The sequence below is a fragment of the Natranaerobius thermophilus JW/NM-WN-LF genome (assembly GCF_000020005.1).
GTDB lineage: Bacteria > Bacillota > Natranaerobiia > Natranaerobiales > Natranaerobiaceae > Natranaerobius > Natranaerobius thermophilus.
The window spans coordinates 1,880,001-1,900,104 of the sequence record NC_010718.1; the positions used below are offsets into that span (position 1 = coordinate 1,880,001).

Below are 20,104 nucleotides of genomic sequence, written 5' to 3' on the forward strand. Positions count from 1 at the left end.
AACTTCTTCTGGTAATAGATCGGTAGTTAGTGTAAAGTAATCAATTATTAATTCATCAGGGATAGACATAGTTTTTCCGTACATATCATATGGTTTTTCTTCTATACCTATATAATTACCCAAACTTTTGCTCATCTTTTTCTCGCCATCAGTCCCCACTAATATAGGAAGCATCAGAGCAATTTGAGGTGTGTTACCTTTTTCTTTTTGCAGTTGCCTTCCCATTAATAAATTAAACTTTTGTTCTGTTGCTCCAAATTCCACATCGGAATCCAAGAATACTGAATCATAACCCTGCATAATTGGGTAAAAGAATTCATGTAAACTAATTGGACGATTTTTCTTATACCTCCAATTAAAGTCTTCTCTTTCTAACATTCGTGCAACTGTTACCTTGCTAGATAGTTCTATGATATCTTCAAACTTCAAGTTAGATAGCCATTCTGAGTTAAATCTTACGTCGGTTTTATCAGAATACAAAATTTTAAAAATTTGTTCCTTATAGGTTTCGGCATTTTCCAATATTTCTTCTGTTGTCATTTGTTTTCTTGTTTCACTTCTTCCTGTAGGATCACCAATTTTACCAGTAAAGTCACCAATAATAATGGTAACATTATGTCCCATCTCTTGAATCTGTTTTAGTTTACGCAATACTACAGTGTGCCCCAAATGAATGTCAGGAGCCGAAGGGTCCAAACCTAGTTTCAACCGTAATGGCTCATTACTATCAATGGACTTTTGAATCTTATTCTGCAATTCTTCTTTAGAAATTATTTCTTCGGTACCATGGGAAAAGATTTCCATTTGTCGTTCTAAACTATAGTTTTGTAGCACCACTTTCCAATCCCCCTACTGTAAATTTTATTAACTTTTGATAAATTAATTTTATTATCAAAGGAATTCCCGCAGGATATTATATTTGACAAATTTTATTAGTGATTTTAACACAATAAACTATTTTTGGCAAAGCAATTAATCACCTTTTTTACAAAATTTATGTTATAATATTATTCGTTAAGGAGGGGGTTTACATGAGTCAAAACAAGAAAACCGTAACTAGGTCCCGGTCAAATAAAAAGAAGACCAAAAAAACTTTTAAGTTCAGCAATAACTCTATGAGAAATATATTAAAGTACGCGGGTATTGCAATTTTAGTTATCATTTTCTTATCTGGTGGAGTTGCCTTTGGCATGACAATTGCAGCATTACAAGGCACTCCCGATTTCGACCCGGAAAGGATGAGTTCAGCTCTACCGTCGGAAATCCGAGACCGCAATGGTAATTTAATTGTCAGGTTAGATAGAGAGCAGTACCGGGTTGAAACTGATTTAGATGATGTCCCCGAACATACTCAGCAGGCTTTTATAGCCATCGAAGATGATAATTTTTACGACCATAGAGGCTTCGATCCTAGGGGGATCATGCGCGCTGCTACCACCAACTTTAGAACAACTGGGAATCCTTTTAGAGGGCCACAGGGTGGAAGTACTATTACACAACAGCTTGTCAAACATGCTTTTCTGTCACCAAAACAACAATTAGAGCGCAAAATTCAGGAATTATGGTTGGCAATTCAAGTTGAGAGAGTTTACACTAAAGATGAAATCCTGGAATTTTACTTAAATAATGCAGTTTATTTTAACCATAATGCTTACGGCATTCAAGCTGGCAGCCAAGTTTATTTTGATAAAGATGTCTCAGAACTAACAGTAGAAGAATCTGCCCTATTAGCAGGTGTAATTAAACACCCTAGCAGATTGTCTCCATTTAATAACCCAGAAGATGCAAAACAAAGGCAGGAATTAGTTCTAAGATCTATGAAATCGCAAGATTTCATTACAAAAGATGAATACAAAACAGCGAAAAGCGTTGGTATAGATGACATGTTAACAGAGCTACCGGAAAGGACATATCCTAATCCACATTTTGTCGATTATGTAATAAACGAAGAAGTTATCCCTATTTTAACAGAAATTACAGGTGGGAGTTCTGAAGAGGCCAGGGGTCAAGCAGAAAACCTTCTGTATCATGGTGGATTGACTATCTATACTACTATGGACAAAAGTATGCAGCAAACTGCTGAAAACGTGGTCAATGACTCAAATAATTATCCAACTACCCGTGAAGATGCATCTGGTGTTACTCAACCACAATCTGCAGTGGTGCTTGCGGATCCGGAAAGTGGTGAATTAAGAGCCCTTGTGGGAGGACGTAATTACGGAATTAATAATATGGTTAACAGAACTCTCAGTCGCCGCCAACCTGGTTCAGTAATGAAGCCCATAAATATCTATGCACCAGCAATTGAGGAAAGAATTATTTCACCAGGATCTGTTTTAGATGACGCCCCAATGGTTTTTGATATACCAGACACCAATAGAACTTATACTCCTGAGAACTTTAACCGCAGTTTTGCAGGATTAGTAACAGCTAGAACAGCTTTAGTACGGTCTTTAAATGTACCAGCTGTCGATTTATATGTTAATGAATTAGGAGCAAATAAAGCCGCTGAATACACTGAACAATTTGGAATTACTACCATGACAGAATCTGATAAAAGGAATCCAGCTGCTGCTATCGGTGGCTGGGACCATGGTGTTAAACCAATAGAGGTGAATGCAGCCTTTGCTACTTTGGCAAATGAAGGAGTAAGGGTGGAACCATATGCTGTTAGGGAAATACAGGACAGAAATGGTGACATCATATATGAAGCAGTACCCGAGAAAAAACCAGTATTATCTGAAGAAACAGCCTGGTTAGTTTCCGATATGTTAAAAGATACAGTTAATTGGGGAACTGCCAGCCAAGTAAACTTGGGAAGACCGGCAGCCGCTAAAACAGGAACTTCCCAAAATCAAAGAGATGGATGGCTATCAACCTATACACCTAACCTTGCTATGACGGTTTGGATTGGTTATGACCGACATGATGCACAAGGTAGTTCCATCTCCAATCCGTGGAGATATACTACTAGTATGGTCAATCAAATTATGGGCCCTTCTCTAGAAGGAATGGAAATAAGAAATTTTCAGAGACCTTCAGGTATCCAAGGTCCAATATCAATTAGCACCAAATCGGGATTATTACCAAGCGATATAACACCTGATGACTATATAACTTCAGATTATTTTTTGAATAATATGGTCCCAACTCAAGAAGATAATGCCTTTGAAGAAGTTGAAATTTGTTTGGAAAGCGAACAGTTAGCTACTGAAGATTGCCCAGAACACACTTTAGAAACGAAAGTATTCTTAAAAGATCGGTCATATATGACAACTGATGATCGTTGGACTGGTGGTCCAGGTAGAGTACCGGCAGATACTGAATTGATGGCACCGGAAGAGTCATGTGAAATTCACGGAGACGGTGAAGAAGGTGTTTCACCAGGATTAAGAGGGGATGTAATTCATGATGGTAGAGCGATTAGACTTAGATGGTCTTCTTTAAGAGAAGATATAGCTGGCTATAACCTATACAAACAAGGTCCCCAAGATGATGAATTTGTTTTAATTAAGGAAAATACAGCCAATACCTTTTTCGTTGACAACGATATCAGTGAAGGTGAAACCTATACCTATCGCTTAACAGAAATTGATGAAGAAGGAAATGAATCTACTTTTGCACAAACAGTTACCATCAGTGTTGTTACTGATGATACATCCACTGAACAAGAAGATCAGGTTGAGGACGAAACACCTCCAGACCAAGAACAAGAAAATAATCAAGACACAGATGACCCAGAAGAGGACGAAGAAACTGAAACTAAAGAGAATGAACATGAGCCCGAAGAAGAAGAAAATGGTCATTCAACTGATCCTACCGATGATTTAGAAAATGGCAATAACCAGAATGATTAGGTTTTAAAAATGATGTAAAAAACAGAATTAATTAAAACAGTACCAATAAAAAACTCTTCCCTAAACTGCGCGGGAAGAGTTTTTTATTCAAAGGACTATATTTAAAGTGATTTTTAGGGGTTAATGTGATCAATTGTTTAACTTGACCACAGTCACTCCTTCTCCCCCTTCTTGTCTGTTTCCCAATCTGTACTGAGAAACCATTGGGTGGCCTTCTAGATGAAATTGGATTCCTTTTCTTAAGTTACCAGTTCCTTTACCATGGATTATTCTAATCTCGGCCAATCCAGCAACTAAAGCATCATCAAGATATTTATCAACCTGATTTATGGCTTCTTCAACCCGCTCTCCTCTAATATCTAATTCAGTTGAAATTCTTTCCTTTTTACCGGCAAAAACATTGCCTCTACCAGTTGAAGAGGAGGAAGAGTTAACATTCCCGGAAAAGGTTGAGCCAGATTTTTCTTCTTCAGAAGGAAATATATCTGAAAAATTTACGTTTACTTTCATTATCCCTACCTGAACCTCTGCTTCACCTTTATCATGATTAACTTGTAAGATTTGACCCTCTTTATCAAGATTAGAAATATATACCGTCAATCCAGGCTTTAACTTTTCAGGTGATAAAGGTACCGAGTCTGCCGAATCCATCAACTCTTCTCGTAACTTTTGTTGATGTCCCGATAGTTTATCTCTAACTTTAGAGCTAACTTCCGCCATTTCTTTATGGGACTTTTTCTCAGCTATTTTTCTAGCTTCTTTGAGAGACTCTTCAGCATCTCTTTTAGCATCAGAAATAATTTCCTCAGCTTGTCTTCTGGCTTTTTGCAAAACTTCATCTTTTTTTCTGGAAATTTCTTTTCGTTCTTGTTCTAGCTGGGCTTTTACTTGCTCGACTTTAGCCCGCTCCCGTTCTAATTCCTCTTTCATTTTCTGGCTTGACTTTTCTTTTTCTGTTAGAGAAGTGATAAGTTCTTCCACTTCAATCTCTTCGTCTGCTAAAAAGCTTTTAGCATTGCTTATAATTTTGTCACTTAATCCCAGTCTTCTTGAAATTACGAAAGCATTACTTTTGCCTGGCACTCCTATTAACAAATTATAAGTCGGTTCCAAAGTTTCTTCGTCAAACTCTACCGAAGCATTTTCCACACCTTCTCGGGCATGAGCAAAACTTTTTAATTGAGTATAATGTGTAGTAGCTATGCTTCGACAACCCAAATTATGAAAATGCTCTAACAATGACATAGCCAAGGCCGACCCTTCTGTTGGGTCAGTGCCTGCACCTAACTCATCTAAAAGTATCAAAGACTCACTATTTGCGTGGTCAACTATTTTTACAATATTGGACATATGAGAACTAAATGTACTAAGAGATTGCTCAATATCCTGTTCGTCTCCAATATCAGCAAAGACTTGTTCAAAAACACCCATTTCCGTACCGCGTTCTGCTGGAATATGAAGTCCAGATTGGGTCATTAAAGTAAACAGACCTACCATCTTTAAACTAACCGTCTTACCACCTGTATTTGGACCGGTGATCACCATAGTATTAAATTCATCGCCTAATTTTACATCTACAGGTATGGCATCTTCTCCCAATAAAGGGTGTTTTCCTTTAATAATCTCCAATCGTTTTTCTTGATTAAGTTCAGCTTCTCGGGCGTTCATACGCCGAGATAACGAACCTTTAGCCAAAATAAAATCTAACTCAACAAGAATTTGTAATGAATCATGAAGCTGATAATGATATCCTTTTATTTTCTGACTTAACCCCTGTAATATTTTTTCGAGTTCACTATGTTCTTCGCGCTTTGCCTGCCTTAGTTCATTATTTTTTTCAACTACTTCTTTGGGTTCTATATATACAGTCATCCCACTAGATGATTGATCATGAATAATTCCTGGTACCATATTTTGATATTCCGCTTTAACAGGTACCACGTACCTATCGTATCTCATAGTAACAATTTTATCTTGAAGGTATTTTTCCCCACTTTGCAGTATCCGGTTAACGCTGGTTTTAACCTGGGACTGAAGCTTTTTAATTTTTTGCCTGATATTTCTCAAGTTGACACTAGCTGAATCTTTTACTTCACCATTTTCATCAATTTTATCATCAAGTTCTTTTTTAAGATGGTTTAATTCAGGCAATTTAGATATTAATGAAGATAAAATCGGATAATTAGCTTGAAAATTATCATCAGTTATTTTTCTTACTCTATTAGACACACCAATAATTTCAGATATTTGAAAGAGTTCGGGCCCCTGTAAGGTGCCATCTTTAGCAGCTAACTGAAGTTGCTTTCTGATATCCCGCAACCCTCTAAGAGAGATGTCTCGTTCTGCTAATAGTTCTTTAGCTTCACTTGTCTCCTTTAACCAGGTCTTTATCTCATTATAATTTACACTAGGGTCCAGGTCGTCACAAATTTCCTTAGTCATAGTTGAAACAGTTTCTTTCTTCAACTGGTCTATTATTTTAGGTAATTCCAAAGTATCCATAGATTTTTTAAACGTCAAGTTAAATTCCTCCCGAGATTAATGGATAGTTTAACATTTACTATTATAATTAAGCTAGGTGCTGTTATACTCCGTTGTTGATAGTTGAGCTCTTCAGCTATCAACGTACAACTTTAATACAGCTTAACCTAAAAAACTTTCCGTAAATTCTGCTAGTCCGTAAGTATTGATCACTTGTTCCTTAGAGAGCCAACCTCGTCTAGCAATAAAAACACCATATTGGATATCTTTAAAAGATTCAGTACTGTGGGCATCTGTACTAATTAAAAACTTAACCCCTTTATTAATTCCTTGGAGAACTAATTCCTCTGGTAAATCTAATCTGTCAATTGAGGAGTTAATTTCTAAAGCGGTATTAGTAGCTACCGCAGTATCGAAAAGGCGTTCAAAATCTAAGTCATGACCTTGTCGTTTTCCCAGTAATCTACCCGTAGGATGAGCGATAGCTTTTACATAAGGGTTTTCCATGGCTTTACAAATCCTGTTCGTAATCACATCTCCAGGATCATTAAATCCTTGATGGATAGAAGCAATCACAAAATCTAATTCACGTAATATATCTGAAGAAAAATCCAGTTCGCCGTTTTTCAAAATATCAACTTCTGTACCAGTGAATATAGTAAAGTCTTTTAATTCGTGATTAAGTTTTTGGATCTCCTCCACCTGTCTTTCAAGCTGAAACTCTGATAGCCCATTGGCAATTTTTAAAGATTTAGAATGGTCAGTAATAGCAATATATTCATAACCCATATTTTTAGCTCCATCAACCATATCTTGTAAGTCTCCTGCACCATCGGTCCAGTTAGTATGAATGTGAAGATCACCTTTAATATCTTTGACATTAATTAATGAAGGTAATTTGTCTTTATGAGCCTTTTCTACTTCACCACGATTTTCTCTAAGTTCAGGCGCTATATATGGTAAATCCAGCTTATTATACAAGTCAAATTCGGAATATAATTCTACTCCTTGTTCTGTTTCTTTATCAATTAAACCCGCTTTTTTTAATTCATAACCTTTCTGAAAAGCTAGATTCGCTACTTCTTCAATATGGTCCTCACTACCAGTAGCCAAAAATAGATAGTAATAAAAGTTTTTTTCACTGGTTAAATAAAAATCTATTCTTATACCAACTGTATTTAAAACACTTAGAACATTTTTTTGTTCTTCTAAAACCTGATAAACAGCCGGTAAATCGATAATTTTTTCCTTTACTGTTTTCGGTTCTTGTGTTTTAACTACAAGGTCAATATCTTGAACCATTCCCTTTCTCCTTCTAACACTACCCGAGGTTTCCACATTTTCAATTTCAGGGAACTTTTCCAAAGTCGCGATAATATTCTCATTCATGGGCAGAGCTATTCCCAATAAAGTTTCGCGTTCAGAACTTTCAACTTTGGAAATCCCCTGTAAAATCTTCTCTTGAATTTTTTCTCCAAACCCTGGTAATTCTTTGATTTGATCCTGTTCACAAGCCTCTTTGAGCTGATTTAACGAGCTTATTCCCAATTGATAGTATAGTTTTTGAGCAGATTTAACACCTACACCAGGAATCCCCAAAATTCTTCTCAGTCCTGTTGGCACTTCGCTTCGCAGCTCTTCTAATAATGAAGATCTACCCGTCCTAACAATCTCTTCTATTTGTGAAGCAATTCCCTTACCAATACCTGATATCTGTCTAAGACGATTTTCTTGGACTAGCCTAGTCATATCTTCTGAAAGGGTTTCAACATTTCTTGCCCCCCTTCTATAAGCCCTTATCTTATAAAAATTTTCGCCTTTAAGTTCTAATATTTCAGCTATTTCCTTTAATATTAAAGATATTTCCGTATTAGTCATCAATTATCACCCTTATCAGTTTCACCCTTCTCGTCTAACATTTCCAATAGATCGGTATGTTCGTCTTCAAGCTTTAAGTATTCATCGGCTAAGTTTAAAGCCGCCAACACAGCTATCTGATGTAGGCTAATTCTAGGTTTGCTTTCTGCAATTTTGTTCATGGTTTCATCGACTACAGAAGCCACTTTTTTCATATGCTCTGGATTTGAAGAACTCTTTAAAGTATATTCTTCACCAAAAATATTAACTTCAATGCGATGTCTTCTATCAGATCTCAATCTAGCTACCCCCTTTACACCCAATTAATTTCTCCTTAGAAACTAAAATTCCTGCTGCAATATGTAATAAGAGGGCGTCCACGGCGGGACGCCCTAAAATACTAAGATTTACGCAACTTGGCACCAAGTTCAGATTCTAATCGCCGTTCAATTTCTTCGAAAATATTATCTACATACTCATCTGTCAAGGTGCTTTCTGGATCTCTGAAACTAATAGAGTACGCTAAACTTTTCATACCCTCTGGAATTCGGTCACCTTGGTATAAATCAAATAATTGGATGTTTTCAATTAAGCCAGAGCCCGTATCAGCAATCTTTCCAGCCACATGTTCTTCTGGTGTGTCTTCAGGTACTAATACAGCTAGATCTCGTAATACAGCTGGATATTTAGGTAGCGGTTGATAACTGTCAAATAGATTAGCAGACCCAATAATTTTTTCGAAATTAAGTTCGGCAATCACCGCATTATCTAGATTGAATTCTGACGCTAGTTCTGGATGAATTTCTCCCATGAGACCAACTCTTTCACCTCGGTATTTTATTGTGGCAGTCCTGGTAGGATGGAAAGAAGGGTGTTTTTCTGGCATAAAATCAAAGTCACTAATATTAAGATTTAACCTTTCTATAAGAAGTTCAAAGACACCTTTTAAATGAAAGAAATCTATCTCCCCTGGTTGTTCCATCCATGTTTTAGGAGTTAGTTTTCCCATACCGCCAAAAATCAAATTAGTCTGTTCTCTTGGTAATTCTTTTAAAGGTAACTCTTTAGGAAAATAAACTTTTCCGATCTCAAATACTTGAAAGTCTTTTTCTCCATGATTTGAATTATGCTCTAAAATCTTTAATATGGATGGTATCATGGTAGTTCTCATTATACTTTGTTCTTTAGTCATTGGATTAGCTAAAGGTACTGCTGTTCTGAATTGGTCATCTTCTGTCAGTTTTATCCTATCGAAATCATCTGGTGAAATAAAAGTATAGGAAATAATTTCAGAGAATCCGGCAGTTAACAATGTTTCCCTTGAAATATCCGCAACTTTTTGGCTATGGGTCTTTCGGCCCTGAGTTATCTTACCTTGAGGCATGGAAGTCGGAATCCTGTCGTAACCATAGATTCTGGCAATCTCTTCAATTAAATCAACTTCTAGAGAGATATCATTCCTTCTAGTTGGAACCTTAACAGTCAACTTAAGTCCTCGTTCAGAGTCTGTATTACTAAGCGATTTTTCTCCGTCTATATCGAAATCTAAACGTCTAAATATATCTTTAATCTCATCATCAGATATATCCAGACCCGTTAGAGCTCTAACTCGTGAAGTTCGTAGTTCAACCTCCACACACTCTCTGATTTGTGGATATTCGTCAGCAGCTCCAATTTTCACTTTTCCTACATCAAGTTGTTCTATCAAATCAATTGCTCTAAAAGCGGCTTTTAATGTATTATTTGGATCCACACCTTTTTCAAAGCGTAGAGAGGCTTCCGAACGTAAGTTTAAGCGATTGGCGGTTCTACGTACACTAATATTATTAAAAGATGCCGCCTCCAATAGAATTCTATTGGTATTTAAGCTAACTTCCGTATCATATCCTCCCATAACTCCAGCTATGGCAATAGGTCTTTCTTCATCGGCAATAACTATATCTTGTGGAGTCAGGGTTCTCTGTTTTTCGTCTAAAGTTTTTATCTGTTCATCTTTTTGAGCAGATCTAACGCTTATATTTTTCCCTTTAATCCAATCGTAATCAAAGGCATGTAATGGTTGACCGTACTCAATCATAATAAAATTTGTAATATCTACGAGATTATTAATAGGTCTGATGCCATAAGACCTGAGTTTTTGTTGAAGCCACATAGGAGATGTTTCAATATTGATATCTTCAATAAGCATGCCTATATAACGCTCACTTAGATTCGAATCCTCTATGTTAATATTAATTTCATCCAAAGTTTTATTCTGCTTATAATCAGTTACTTCCGGCTCATGAAAGGGAATATCTAATAAAGCGGCAACCTCTCTAGCCACCCCTAGCATCCCTAAACAATCAGCCCGGTTTGGTGTTAAATCAAATTCTAGAATCGTATCATCCAATTCCAAGTATGTCACTATTGATTCACCAATAGGGGCATCATCATCCAAAACCATTATTCCCTCTTCTTCTTCTGGTGAGAGAAGTTCTAACTCTTCACAGGAACAAATCATTCCATATGATCGTTCTCCTCTGATTGAACAAGATTCAATAATGAAACCATCTGGAAGCATTGAGCCTACCAGGGCTACCGGCACCTTTTGCCCAACTGCCACGTTAGGAGCACCACACACTATTTGTAATTCAGAGGAATCACTAGCATCCCCAACATCTACTTTTGTAACAGATAATTTATCTCCATTGGGATGTTCAGTAACTTCCTTGACTTCACCTACTACGATATCATCAAGATCAGGGTTCAACTGTTCTATGCCCTCAACTTCAACTCCACCGTTGGTAAGCTTCTCTGCCAGTTCTTGTGGCGATATATCTAAATCCAAGTATTCACACAACCAGTTATAAGAAACTTGCATATTACAACACCCTCCAATTTTTTACTTTAATTTACCCCTTACATTAGAATTTAATTTGATTTAAGTAATCCGTCTATTTCGCGATAACAGTTTATTTAAATTGATTAACCATTCGCTTGTCATTTTCAAAGAAAATACGTAAATCTTGGATACCGTATTTAAGCATGGCTATCCGTTCTACTCCCATTCCAAAAGCGAAACCAGTAACTTTATCCGGATCATAGCCTGACATTTCAAAAACTTTAGGATGAACCATTCCAGAACCTAATATTTCGAGCCACCCTGTTCCTTTACAAACACGACATCCACTTCCTTCACATATCACACAAGAAATATCAACTTCGGCACTTGGCTCTGTAAAAGGGAAATAACTAGGACGTAATCTGATGTCAACTTCTGGACCAAACATTTGTTTTGCAAAGTTAAGTAAAGTACCTTTTAGGTCCCCCAATGTAATCCGTTCACCAACTACAAGTCCTTCGATTTGGTGAAACATAGGAGAGTGAGTAGCATCATCATCTTTACGATAAACTTTGCCTGTACAAATAATTCTTACAGGGATTTCTGGTGCCACTTGTTCCATTGTTCGGATTTGTACTGGTGAAGTATGTGTCCGGAGTAAAATTTCCTCGGTAATATACAAAGAATCTTGCATTTCCCTGGCTGGATGCCCTTTAGGAATGTTTAGCGCTTCAAAGTTGTAATAATCGGTTTCAATTTCAGGGCCTTCCTCTATGTTATATCCCATGCCTAGAAAAATATCATGAACTTCATCTAGGACTTTTTTTAAAGGGTGTTTCGCACCTCGACTAATGACTCTTCCAGGTAATGTTACGTCGATTTTTTCTTCTTCCCAGCGTTTTTGCATTTCAGCTTCTTTCAAATTGTTTTCTCGCTCTTCAAAAGCTTGTTCTAAATCATCCCTAATTTCATTAGCTAATTTTCCTACCACAGGTCGTTCTTCAGGCGATAAATTGCCCATTCCTCTTAATATTTTTGTTAATTCGCCTTTTTTACCTAAATACTTTACCTGTACATCCTTTAATTTATCCAAACTAGAGGCTTCACTTATGTCTACCAGGGCTTTTTCTTTTAATTCTTTTAATTCCTCTTGCATTACAACAACCTCCTTGTCATACTCTCATTTAAAATAATTTATCTCTTGGAACTATAGAAAATTTATCCAAACAAAAAAGCTTTCGTCACAATGGGACGAAAGCTACACTTCCGCGGTACCACCCAAATTTGGTATAATACCCTCTTAATAGCAATAACGGTAGCACCGTCCTGACCTACTAGTATTCAATCAGGAAGCTCCGGAGCGAACTTCAGCTAAGCAGCCACGGGTGACTTCCAGTCTATGATCACCCTCCCTGTAGAAGCTGTTCTTAGCCTACTCTCTCCTTCTTCGCCTTTATTGTCTTTATTATAGTTATAGAAAGTAATAAAAATTAACAAACATATATTAGACCGAATTAATATAATCCTGTTCTTATACAAATTTTCTGTCTCTTGATTCCACTCGCCCTACTAAATCGCGATAGGCTAAATAAGCCGTTATGGATCCCGTAAGTTCAAACATTCGCCAAAAAAAGTTTGCATCAATCATTTTTGGGACCCCACCCTTCAATTGGTTTACGTAAATTATACCACATAGGCCCCGGCAAAACAAGTAAAGCACCTAATAAAATCGTTTTTTAGACAGTTCGTACATCATAATAGAACCAGCAATTCCAGCATTTAAAGATTCAGCTTTCCCAAACATGGGAATTTCCACTTTTTGATGTCTAACCTGATTGAACTTTTGATCAAAATTTAAATCCTGTAAACCCCGGGACTCATTGCCGACAAATAAGGCTACTGCAGTGTTGGACAAGTCAATTGTCATAATTGGCTTACTACCTGATTTGTCTCCAAAAAGGATAAAGTACTGTTCTCTTTGCAAAACTTGAAATAGTTGGTCAATTTCTGAATTCATCACAACAGGTATGTGAAATAAAGATCCCATACTACTTCGAACGACTTTGTCATTTGTTGGATCAACACAACCCTTTGAACATACTACACCCTGAAATCCAAAGGCATCAGCACTTCTGATCAAAGTACCCATATTCCCCGGATCTTGTACTTGATATAAAATTAAAATATCTTTTTTCTCACTGGTCAGGCTTTCAAGATCACCTTCATTGAAAGTACAAACTGCTAGTATACCCTGAGGCGTTTCTGTAAAGGCAGTTTTTTGAAACAGAGAAGGGTCCACAGAATAAGCAGGTATTTGCTGATTATGTATTTCTAAGAGCAGGTCTTCATTAGCATTTATGACTTCTTGATCAGCAGAATATAATACAAAATCAAATTTGACTCCGCTATGCAAGGCTTCTTTTATAAGCAAAGAACCTTCTAAAGGTACTAGTTGATATTCTTGCCTCCATTTTTTAGACTTGAGCTTACGGTATTTTTTAATTAAAGAATTGTTTTCACCGGTAATCATGTCGAATGGCACCGCCTTCCAAAGCATTTAAGCGAAATTTTATATTTTACAATCTTCTAATTAATCGAGTAGGAGGTAGATAATTATTTTATCTACCGACCTCTCACACCACCGAGCAAACCGTTCGGTACACGGCGGTTCCTAGTTTACGCTTTAACTTGTCGATAATATTCCGAAAAGAATAGGAAACCAAATCCTTTGATTACATCATTTCCAAGGGATTTGGATAAGACGGGGCTATTGGAAATTCTCCAGTAGCCCTTTCTTGTGTTTGCATATTCCCATGCTTTGTATTTATTGGCTCCAAAGAACTTGAGCATTTTAAATTTTGTTCTCACTTTCTTCCATTGTTTCCAGTAAATCATGCGAATACGCCTTCTCATCCAACTGTCAGTATTTATTAACAGATTCTTCATATCAGCTGGTTTAAAGTAGTTAACCCAACCCATAATGTATCGGCTAAGTTTCTTTGCTCTGGCTTCGTTGCTTATTCCATAACTTCTAGATGTGAGTTCTTTTATTCTCGTTCTCATCTTTGTAACTGATTTAAGATGAACTCTTAATCTGGCTTTTCCTTTATGTCTGTAAAAGCCAAACCCAAGAAATCTTACCTTTCCTACATAGGCAACTACAGTTTTATCTTTATTTACTTTGAGAAATAGTTTATTTTCGATGAAGGGTAGTATGTTCTTCAAGGTGCGTCCGGCACTTCTTCTGCTTTTACAAAAGATTAGCAGGTCGTCCGCATAGCGGACGAATTCGTGCCCCCTTTTCTCAAGTTCTTTATCCAATTCGTGGAGCATTATGTTACTGAGGATAGGGCTAAGAGGCCCGCCCTGGGGCACGCCAACTTCTGTATCCTTATAGGTGTGTTTGATCATTACTCCTGCTCTTAGATATTTGTTGATAAGAGATATTACTCGACCGTCTTTTATTGTCTTAGATAGCACTTCTATCAATTTGCTCTGGTTTACTGTGTCAAAGTATTTCTCCAAGTCCATATCTACTACATATTTGTATCCTTCATTTATGTTTTGTTGACTTTTCTTAATTGCATCATGAGTACTGCGTCCAGGGCGAAAACCATAGCTGTTATCTGAGAATTGCTCCTCATATATTGGAGATAGTACTTGGGCTATTGCTTGTTGGATTACCCTGTCTACCACTGTAGGTATGCCTAATTTTCTTTTCTTCCCATCTTCTTTAGGTATCTCTACCCTTCTGACGGGATTAGGGCGGTATTTACCGTCCAGGACTCTTTGCCTGAGGTGGTCCCCGTTTTCTTTGAGATATTGTAGAAGTTCATCTACTCCCATCCCATCAATCCCGTGAGAGCCTTTGTTGGATTTTATTTTCTTGAATGCTTTATTCATGTTGTCTCTATCCAAAATTTCCTCTAGCAAATTCCCCTTCGACAAGTTTGCATTGGAGATGTTGTTTTCAGTTATCCTTAAAGAACTGTGCACTCCCGCATATCCTTCGTGTTCCGCACTATTCTTCTGCGGTGAGCCTTCTTTGCAGCTTTCGCCTGTCAGAAGTTGGCGGCACTTCATTCCTTTATTGGTAACAGTCATTTACTGATCTCCTCCTAGGTTCATCCCTTCCTTAATGATGTCGACCTCATCAAGTACTATGGAATCTGCTGACTTCTCATGACAAATCTTATTTCAACCGTGGTTCGAAGTTCATCTTGCCACGTCCATGAGACCTCCCACGGTAAGACGATTAACTTTCATTCCATGTACCCACATCATTTACACTGGTATGTCCGTGTAGTTGATTGGACTTCGTTTTGTATTGCAAACTCATCCCATACCTTATGCCTGATGATGTTCGTGTGCCTTGGGTCGGAATTTTGCCTTAAGCTTCCTTCAGATCCCACCTCACGATGGGCACCCTTGCTCTTGGCTAATGGTTGGTAACTACAAACCCCCATAGTGGACTTACACCACCTAGCTAATCGTCATGCATGGCGCACAATAGAAAGGAACCCAGTTATATCTAGGTTCCTTTTATAGCAATCTTTCCTATACGCTTTTCTTAGCAAGGTCCACTAATTCTCCAAATGCTTGTTCATCATTTACTGCCATGTCAGCAAGCATTTTTCTGTTAATTTCAACACCAGCTTTTTTCAAGCCGTTGATAAATTTATTATAAGATATACCATTTTGTCTACAAGCGGCATTAATCCTGCTAATCCATAATCGACGAAATTCTCGTTTTCTTTGCTTTCTATCTCTATAAGCATAGGTTAGAGATTTCATCACCTGTTGATTAGCAATTCTAAATAAATTTCCTTTTGTACCTCGATACCCTTTAGCAAGTTTTAATACCTTTTTATGACGTCTACGCCTATTGGTTCCAGTTTTAACCCTTGGCATCTTAATTACCTCCTTATCATACTCGAATTTACTTATTAGTTAGGGAAGAAGCCTTTTAATTCGCTTCTCTTCAGCTTTATTTTTCATTACAGTAGGCTTTCTTAGATTTCTTTTTCTTTTTGGTGTTTTCTTGGTTAAAATATGACTCTTGAAAGCCTTTCTTCTCTTGATTTTACCTTTACCAGTTTTCTTGAACCGTTTAGCTGCACCTTTATGAGTTTTCATTTTAGGCATTGCAATAGTCCTCCCTTCAGTTAGCTAATTTCTGTTTAATTACTCTTGCCTTGGTGCAAGAACCATAATCATATTTTTACCTTCTACACTGGGCTTTTTTTCAATTACAGCTATGTCTTCTACTTCTTTTGCCATTTTCTGACACAACTCTTTACCATTTTCTGGGTGGGTAATCTCCCTGCCCCTAAACATAATTGTCACTTTTACTTTATCTTCCTTTTTTAAAAACTTCCTAGCATTATTAAGTTTAGTATTAAAGTCGTGTTCCTCAATATTAGGTCTTAACTTAACTTCTTTGACATTAATTGTCTTTTGTTTTTTCTTGGCTTGCTTTTCCTTCTTATTTTGCTCATACTTGAATTTACCGTAATCCATGATTCGGCATACTGGTGGCTTGGCTTTAGGAGCCACTGTGACCAGGTCTAAATTGTTTTCTTCAGCGATTTTCAAAGCTTCCTTAGGGGACATGACACCTAATTGTTTTCCATCCTTACCAACCACTCGAATTTCACGAGCCTTAATTTGCTCATTAACAGGTAGCTCTTTGCTAATATCTGTTCACCTCCTGGGAATTTTAAAACAGTTCGATAATTATTCAAAATAAAAAAGAGCGAGTATCACTACTCGCTCGGTCTACCAATCTAATCATTCCAATACGCCAAAAACATAAACTTATCAGTTGACATGCTCTTGACGATCTAGACAGCAAAACAATTGGTTTTAATCAGCACAACCTTACGAACTTAGACGTTGTAAGGTGAGAAGCGAGTAGCTTCTGCTTCTTCCCTATTAAATTCATGAGTAGTATATCATTTACAGGGATAAAAGTCAATTATAATACATAATCTTTATTTGCTATTTATCGATGCTTTTTATACTATCTATGCTCTATATTTCATATCAAATCAGCCAATTTAGTCCATATCGTCAATTTCAACTTTTATTTCATCCACTAGCTCGGCAACGCTTTTTGAGCCAATGTCGCCATCTTCTCTGGTCCTTACGGAAACAGTTTTATTCTCCACTTCGTCGTCACCCACAATTAACATATAGGGAACTTTTTTAAGCTGAGCATCTCTAATTTTGTAACCAATTTTTTCATTGCGTTGGTCCAAATCAGCTCGGATACCTTCAGATTCTAACTGTTTGGTAATATCCTTTCCATATTCCATATGCCTATCGGCAATGGGAATAATTACTGCCTGCCTTGGAGCTAGCCAAAGTGGGAATTTACCTTCATAGTGCTCTATTAACAGAGCGAAAAATCGTTCAATTGCTCCGTAAATAACTCTGTGTATCATAACTGGCCGATGTTTCTGCCCATCTTCTCCTATATAGGTCAAATCAAAGCGTTCAGGTAACAAGAAATCAAGTTGAATGGTACTACACTGCCATGACCTTCCGATGGCATCCTCCAATTGGAAGTCAATTTTGGGTCCGTAAAACGCTCCATCACCTTCGTTGACAATGTATTTAATACCACGTTTTTCTAGTACGGATTTCAAAGCATTGATAGCTCGATCCCAAATTTCATCTGAGCCCATAGCTTTTTCCGGTTTAGTTGATAACTCAACATAATAATTAAAGCCAAAAACACTGTAAAATCTATCTACCAAATTAATGACATTTTCCAGTTCCTCTTCCACTTGGGAAGGGAGCATAAATATATGGGCATCATCTTGGGTAAAGCTTCGAGCTCTTAATAATCCATGAAGAGCCCCTGACAGTTCATGCCGATGTACTTTACCAAGCTCTGCTACGCGCAAGGGAAAATCACGGTAGCTGTACATATTATTATTGTAAACTAACATGGCACCAGGACAATTCATAGGCTTCACAGCAAAATCTTCATCATCGATTTCAGTAAAGTACATATTTTCTTGAAAGTGATCCCAGTGACCTGAGCGTTCCCACAGTCCCCTGTTCAAAATTATAGGTGTACTAATTTCTTGATATCCCGCTTTACGATGCTCCCGTCTCCAAAAATCAATCAATTCATTGATAACTATCATACCATTGTTATGGAAGAAAGGAGAACCAGGCGCTTCCTCATGAAAGCTGAAAAGATCCAGTTCTTTTCCAAGTTTTCTATGTTCTCGTTTCTTGGCCTCTTCTAATCTTTGAATGTATTCTTCAAGCTGAGATTTTTTTATAAAAGAAGTACCATATATCCTCTGCAGCATAGCCCTGTTTTCATCGCCTCTCCAATAGGCTCCTGCTACTTTTAACAAGTCTAGAGCAGTATCTTTTATCTTTCCTGTTGATGGCAAGTGAGGTCCTTGGCATAGATCTATAAAGTCTCCCTGTTGATAGCAACAAATTTCTTCATCTTCACCAAGGTCTTGGATCAATTCAATCTTGTAATCTTCACCCATTTCCTTGAACATTTCAATTGCTTCATCTCTTTTGTATACTTTTCTTTCAATGGGCAAATCCTCTTTGATTATTTTCTTCATCTCTTTTTTGATATCTTCCAGATCTTTATCTGACAATGAATGTTCCAAATCAAAATCATAGTAAAAACCATCTTTGATTGGAGGACCAATACCTAGTTTAACATTATCATACAAGCGTTTAACTGCATGAGCCAGAATGTGTGACGAAGTGTGACGATAAATATCACAGCCTTCATCATCTTCAAAGCTTAAAATTTCAACTTCACAGTTCTCATTTAGCTCTTTATTCAAGCCCACAGTCTTTCCGTCTACCTTTGCACCAACAGCTTCTTTAGCCAGACGATTACTAATCGACTTGGCCAGGTCCAGTACATTACTACCCTTTTCAATTTCTTTAACCGAACCGTCTTTTAGGGTGATTTTAAGCATTCTTAGACCTCCCTCTCGTTTATTTTCAAGGTATAACTTTTAAAACTAAAAAAACTCCCATCCTCTATACAAGGGACGAGAGTATCTCGCGGTTCCACCCAAGTTGACCGGCATTTAAATTTCAAAAATATTGGCTGAAATTAATCGCCTAGCCGGTCCACTCTACCCGTTAAGGCCGGGTCACCTGCCAGCTTACTGTAAGTTCGGCTGCAAGCTCCGAGGTGGTGTTCGAGCAACTTCCGGCATTACCCGCTTTCAGCCGCGGCGGGTATTCTCTGCTTCCGGTGGCAATGCTCTACTGTCCTCTTCATCGCTTTTACATAGTAAACGATATTGTTAAATTATATTATATGGTTTTATACCGACATTGTCAATAGACTAGCCAAACAAAGAGTATTTGAATAATTCCTATAGTAAAGCCCAGTATTCCACCCAAATATTCAATAAATTTTAGTTCACGCTGGGCTACTTCAAAACTAAGCCGTTCTACTTCACGAGTATTGAGACTCATGATTTCTTGTTCAATTAGATTAGCAACATCGATACTAGATGTAAGGTTGTCTACAATAGAATCAAAATTTTGAGACAGGGATGTTGAGACTCCCCGTCCCACTGCCTGTTTTACTATTTCAGTTACTCTTCGCCTAATATTGTTTGGAAGAAATCTCAATTTATCATCCATTCTTTCAGTAACATGACTATCTACTGATTTTCTGATATCTTTTATAGCCATGTCCCGGTCAATTCCTGAAGCTAATTTACCACTAGATAAAAGTTCTTCGGAAATTACTCGGCTAACAGCCCTGGCGATTTCAGTTTTTCTCCGTGATAATAGACCTTGAATTTTAAAGTTTGTTTTAGGAACAATTATACCCTCATGGGGCCAAAATAATAACTTAATTGCCAAAAAATTTGTAAACCAGCCGATTAAGCCTGATAATATAGGGATAAGTAATAGTTTCAAATCCGGTGAAACCATGGTTTCTACAACTCCTCTATTAACATAACGGAAACTAGATACAACAATACACTCAGTTAAGATACAATATTTATAATTCTTAAATATTGCTATCACTAATATTGTAACTATTATTATAAAAATTTTCAAAAGCTATACT

Annotated in this window: 14 protein-coding genes and 2 other annotated features (1 of these 16 running past the window's edge); of the genes, 1 reads left to right on the forward strand and 13 read right to left on the reverse strand. The window is 37.2% G+C overall.

What is annotated here, in order from left to right; all coding sequences use genetic code 11:
- Nucleotides 1-804, reverse strand: partial view of a tyrosine--tRNA ligase gene (gene tyrS / locus NTHER_RS09150; protein WP_041367673.1) — the 5' portion only. 402 nt of this gene lie to the left of the window's left edge; only the first 804 of its 1,206 coding nucleotides appear in the window; the start codon lies at nucleotides 802-804; its stop codon lies off the left edge, out of view.
- A gap of 227 nt (nucleotides 805-1,031) precedes the next feature.
- Here tyrS and NTHER_RS09155 point away from each other — a divergent pair, with 227 nt between their 5' ends.
- Nucleotides 1,032-3,857 carry a transglycosylase domain-containing protein gene (locus NTHER_RS09155; RefSeq protein WP_012448251.1) on the forward strand — a complete coding sequence of 942 codons (2,826 nt, stop codon included), beginning with the start codon at nucleotides 1,032-1,034 and terminating at the stop codon, nucleotides 3,855-3,857.
- Nucleotides 3,858-3,986: 129 nt separating this feature from the next.
- Here the strand turns inward: NTHER_RS09155 and NTHER_RS09160 are convergent, their stop codons facing one another.
- The 12 genes from NTHER_RS09160 to NTHER_RS09220 form a co-directional block, all read right to left on the reverse strand.
- Complete coding sequence (locus NTHER_RS09160; RefSeq protein WP_012448252.1) at nucleotides 3,987-6,377, reverse strand: endonuclease MutS2; 2,391 nt, start codon at nucleotides 6,375-6,377, stop codon at nucleotides 3,987-3,989.
- Nucleotides 6,378-6,500: 123 nt separating this feature from the next.
- A complete protein-coding gene (gene polX, locus NTHER_RS09165; RefSeq protein WP_012448253.1) occupies nucleotides 6,501-8,216 on the reverse strand; it encodes a DNA polymerase/3'-5' exonuclease PolX in 1,716 nt (571 codons plus the stop codon).
- Nucleotides 8,216-8,494, reverse strand: a complete 279-nt coding sequence (locus NTHER_RS09170) for a cell division protein ZapA (protein ID WP_041367676.1) — start codon at nucleotides 8,492-8,494, stop codon at nucleotides 8,216-8,218. The genes polX and NTHER_RS09170 overlap by 1 nt, the downstream gene beginning before the upstream one ends.
- Before the next feature lie 101 nt (nucleotides 8,495-8,595).
- A complete protein-coding gene (gene pheT, locus NTHER_RS09175) occupies nucleotides 8,596-11,055 on the reverse strand; it encodes a phenylalanine--tRNA ligase subunit beta (RefSeq protein ID WP_012448255.1) in 2,460 nt (819 codons plus the stop codon).
- A 91-nt stretch (nucleotides 11,056-11,146) separates the two neighbouring features.
- Nucleotides 11,147-12,172, reverse strand: coding sequence for a phenylalanine--tRNA ligase subunit alpha (gene pheS / locus NTHER_RS09180; protein WP_012448256.1), 1,026 nt, complete (start codon nucleotides 12,170-12,172; stop codon nucleotides 11,147-11,149).
- A gap of 88 nt (nucleotides 12,173-12,260) precedes the next feature.
- Nucleotides 12,261-12,473 (reverse strand) — a binding site (T-box leader).
- Nucleotides 12,474-12,736: 263 nt separating this feature from the next.
- Nucleotides 12,737-13,573, reverse strand: coding sequence for a TrmH family RNA methyltransferase (locus NTHER_RS09185; protein ID WP_083762761.1), 837 nt, complete (start codon nucleotides 13,571-13,573; stop codon nucleotides 12,737-12,739).
- A 119-nt stretch (nucleotides 13,574-13,692) separates the two neighbouring features.
- Nucleotides 13,693-15,120, reverse strand: a complete 1,428-nt coding sequence (ltrA, locus tag NTHER_RS09190) for a group II intron reverse transcriptase/maturase (RefSeq protein ID WP_012446632.1) — start codon at nucleotides 15,118-15,120, stop codon at nucleotides 13,693-13,695.
- Nucleotides 15,121-15,573: 453 nt separating this feature from the next.
- The gene (gene rplT / locus NTHER_RS09200; protein ID WP_012448259.1) at nucleotides 15,574-15,927 is read right to left on the reverse strand and encodes a 50S ribosomal protein L20; all 354 of its coding nucleotides are present in this window, start codon (nucleotides 15,925-15,927) and stop codon (nucleotides 15,574-15,576) included.
- 39 nt (nucleotides 15,928-15,966) lie between these two features.
- A complete protein-coding gene (gene rpmI / locus NTHER_RS09205) occupies nucleotides 15,967-16,161 on the reverse strand; it encodes a 50S ribosomal protein L35 (RefSeq protein ID WP_012448260.1) in 195 nt (64 codons plus the stop codon).
- 39 nt (nucleotides 16,162-16,200) lie between these two features.
- Complete coding sequence (gene infC, locus NTHER_RS09210) at nucleotides 16,201-16,713, reverse strand: translation initiation factor IF-3 (protein ID WP_041367063.1); 513 nt, start codon at nucleotides 16,711-16,713, stop codon at nucleotides 16,201-16,203.
- Between the two features lie 362 nt (nucleotides 16,714-17,075).
- Entirely contained in the window at nucleotides 17,076-18,986 is a 1,911-nt protein-coding gene (gene thrS, locus NTHER_RS09215; protein WP_012448262.1) for a threonine--tRNA ligase, read from the reverse strand.
- A 68-nt stretch (nucleotides 18,987-19,054) separates the two neighbouring features.
- Nucleotides 19,055-19,306, reverse strand: a binding site (T-box leader).
- Between the two features lie 50 nt (nucleotides 19,307-19,356).
- Nucleotides 19,357-20,094, reverse strand: coding sequence for a DUF445 domain-containing protein (locus NTHER_RS09220; RefSeq protein WP_158438242.1), 738 nt, complete (start codon nucleotides 20,092-20,094; stop codon nucleotides 19,357-19,359).
- Between the last annotated feature and the right edge of the window lie 10 nt (nucleotides 20,095-20,104).